This is a genomic window from Paenibacillus sp. 01T442, assembly GCF_056398345.1.
This window is the reverse complement of record NZ_JBFTPF010000170.1, coordinates 1-3,086: the sequence shown is the minus strand read 5'-3', so window position 1 is coordinate 3,086 and position 3,086 is coordinate 1. Positions and strand designations below refer to the sequence as shown.

The window sequence follows — 3,086 nt, the reverse complement described above, 5'->3', positions numbered from 1 at the left end:
CCCTTCTCCCACGTGATTATATGCAATTCCAGTCGTATGTATTAGACGATCATTTCCTGATAAATGTTTCTATTTCAAACAATATTTTGGTAAAATGATCATGACTCGCCATCACATCGGTATCATCGTTAAGGAGTGTTCACATTGGCATACGAAGCAAAAATGAAAGAAACGGATAGCAGCGTCCTTGAGTTTATCGAAAATGTGGAAAGTGCTAAAAAACGTGAAGACGCTTATCAATTATTAGATATTTTTACAGAAGTGACAGGGTATGAAGCCAAAATGTGGGGTCCAAGCATTATTGGTTTTGGCACTTATCATTACAAATATGCATCCGGTCATGAGGGCGATGCTCCTCTAGTTGGGTTCTCGCCGCGAAAAGCCAAAATCAGCTTGTATTTTGCAACAGGGGATACCGATCGCGAAGAATTATTAATGCAGTTCGGCAAGCACGAGGCTGCAAAAGCCTGTGTATACATCAATAAAGTAGCAGATATCAACGTTGATATCTTAAAAGCTCTAATCAGCCAATCGGTTACATTTCTGCAGGAGCGTTACCCAAGCCATGATTAAATTAAAACAGCAAGCATCCGAGATGCTTGCTGTTTTGATCTTATTTCGCTTGAATATAACCTTCCGCTTTCAGCAACTCAGCGATTAGCACCGCGCCACCTGCTGCACCGCGCAACGTGTTATGCGACAATCCAACGAATTTATAATCAAACATGGAATCTTCGCGTAAACGCCCGACGGAAACGCCCATACCGCGCTCAATTTCGCGATCCAGCTTCGTTTGTGGTCTATTTTCTTCTTCAAAGTATGTGATGAACTGTTTCGGAGCACTCGGCAGATTCAACTCTTGCGGACGTCCTTTGTAGTTCAACCAGCGAGCAAGAATTTCTTCTTTCGAAGGTTTATTCTCGAAAGAGGCAAACACAGTTGCCAAATGTCCGTCCGTTACTGGAACGCGGATACATTGCGTCGTAATTAGCGGAGAGCTCGCTTTAACGATTTCATTATTTACGATATTGCCCCAGATACGCAGCGGCTCTTGCTCACTTTTCTCTTCTTCCCCACCGATGTAAGGAATAACGTTATCTAACATCTCCGGCCAATCTGTGAAGTTTTTACCTGCACCTGAGATCGCTTGATACGTCGAAGCAACCACATTCGTTGGTTTAAAATCTAACAATGCATGAAGCGCTGGAACATAGCTTTGGATAGAGCAGTTTGGTTTTACTGCGATAAATCCAGTCGATGTGCCAAGACGTTTTCTTTGCGCAGCAATGATTTCAATATGAGCTGGATTCACTTCTGGGATGACCATCGGAATATCAGGCGTCCAGCGGTGAGCTGAGTTATTCGAAATAACAGGCGTTCCTGTTTTGGCGTAAGCTTCTTCTAACGCTTTAATTTCATCCTTTTTCATATCAACGGCACAAAAAATAAAATCAACCCCAGTGGCAACTTCCTCCACTTTCGATGCATCTTGCACGATAATTTGCTTCACATTTTCAGKGATTGGCGTAGCTAGTTTCCATCTGCTTTGAACCGATTCTTCATACGTTTTACCAGCGGAGCTGCTGCTTGCTGCAATAGCAGTTACTTCAAACCATGGATGTTGATCCAGTAATTCAACGAATCTCTGGCCAACCATGCCAGTTCCTCCAACAATACCTACTTTTAATTTTCTCGACATGCTATATTCAAATCCTTTCACATTCGTATGATACTGATGATAAGCATCTTAATAGTAAATTCAAACTGCTTATTTCGGTGTGCATAATATTATAGCACGTGCGCAAAGTTTCTTACGCAATAACAAAAAAATCCCACCCCCAAGACTATTGCCAGTCTTAGGGACGAGATTAATATCCTCGTGGTACCACCCAGTTTCACCAATATGTCGCCATATCAGCCTCTTCAAGTACGACAGGCCGAAGCCTTGCGTATACTTTAGCTCTGTAACAGGAGCTCCTGTCACACCATCCCCCATGATTGGTTCCGATGTGCTGCTCTGAGGCTTTGTTCAATAAAGTTCTCTTTACTCCTTTTCAGCGGACGGAGCTCTCTGTGAAAGATTTCATTTATTTACTCATCTCTTCAACGCATTTGTTATTGCGATAATATTATCAAATTACGAGAGGTACGTAAACAATAAATTTTGGAAACTTCATTATTTTACTTCAGTAGCTCCATTGGGATTCCTGATCCATCTAGGCCCTACCCATGTTTCAATTAGAAAACGCTCAGCAAATTTGCTGCGGAAAAGCCCAATGACATGAACCTTTTGCGGCGATAGAACGAACGAAAGTGTACTGTCAGGGTGAGGTGAATCTTGCAGTGAAGTCGACTGCTGTAGAAGCAGATTTGTATCTACTTGTTCAAAGTTGCCGACCTCTTGCAGCTCCAGCTTAATCCATTGTGGTCCACGCCACGTTGCAACCTGAAACCACTTCGTATCTGTTACATGGCTATAAGTTAGCCAATCCTCTTGAACGGCAACGATTCGAACATCCTGAGGTGAGATCATCCCGTTCATCCCCATAGATGTATCCTTGGAGCTATACATAGGCGTATTTTCAAATAATGTAACGACACTTGGAAATCCGGGTTGAGATGGTGGTGTTATTTTCGATGCCTCTTCCTCGTATTTATTCATCACTTTTGCCATAATCGAAATGGCTTCTGCATTTGTCAGATTGTCTTTTGGCCGAAAATGGGTTGTCGTTGCGCTGTCTAACAAGCCCTCTCGATAGGCAGTTTGAACAAGTCCTTGTTGCATCTCCTTAATGTCTTTGAAATCCAAGAAATCTTTACTCGCATCCAGTTGCTTGTAATTCCCACTGCCTTGTACGATGCTAAACGTCAGCAATTTAATTAATCCACCTACTGCCGTCTCGCGGTTCAAGTGTTGTGCATACATCGGTGCAAGATCATAGACATAGCCTCTGATCAGATCATCTTCCTTGCCCTTAGGGAGCTGTACGCCCATCTTAATCATCGTTACCCAGTTACCAATATCAATTGGTTCATCATACCGCGTTGGGTTAAGAACATAGAAGTAGAATGAGTTCCATTCTTCC

3 protein-coding genes and 1 other annotated feature are annotated in these 3,086 nt (G+C 42.7%); of the genes, 1 reads left to right on the top strand and 2 read right to left on the bottom strand.

Going from position 1 to position 3,086, the window contains the following annotated elements:
• The first annotated feature begins 162 nt into the window (after positions 1-162).
• Positions 163-573, top strand: a complete 411-nt coding sequence (locus tag AC1DLM_RS35060; protein ID WP_441990282.1) for a DUF1801 domain-containing protein — start codon at positions 163-165, stop codon at positions 571-573.
• Between the two features lie 40 nt (positions 574-613).
• On the opposite strand, the gene asd is transcribed toward AC1DLM_RS35060, so the two are convergent.
• Together asd and AC1DLM_RS35050 are read right to left on the bottom strand one after the other, a co-directional pair.
• Positions 614-1,699, bottom strand: a complete 1,086-nt coding sequence (gene asd, locus AC1DLM_RS35055) for an aspartate-semialdehyde dehydrogenase (RefSeq protein WP_477572586.1) — start codon at positions 1,697-1,699, stop codon at positions 614-616.
• A 156-nt stretch (positions 1,700-1,855) separates the two neighbouring features.
• Positions 1,856-2,116, bottom strand: a binding site (T-box leader).
• A 60-nt stretch (positions 2,117-2,176) separates the two neighbouring features.
• A partial coding sequence (locus AC1DLM_RS35050) for a hypothetical protein (protein WP_477572585.1) occupies positions 2,177-3,086 on the bottom strand: 910 nt, incomplete at its 5' end.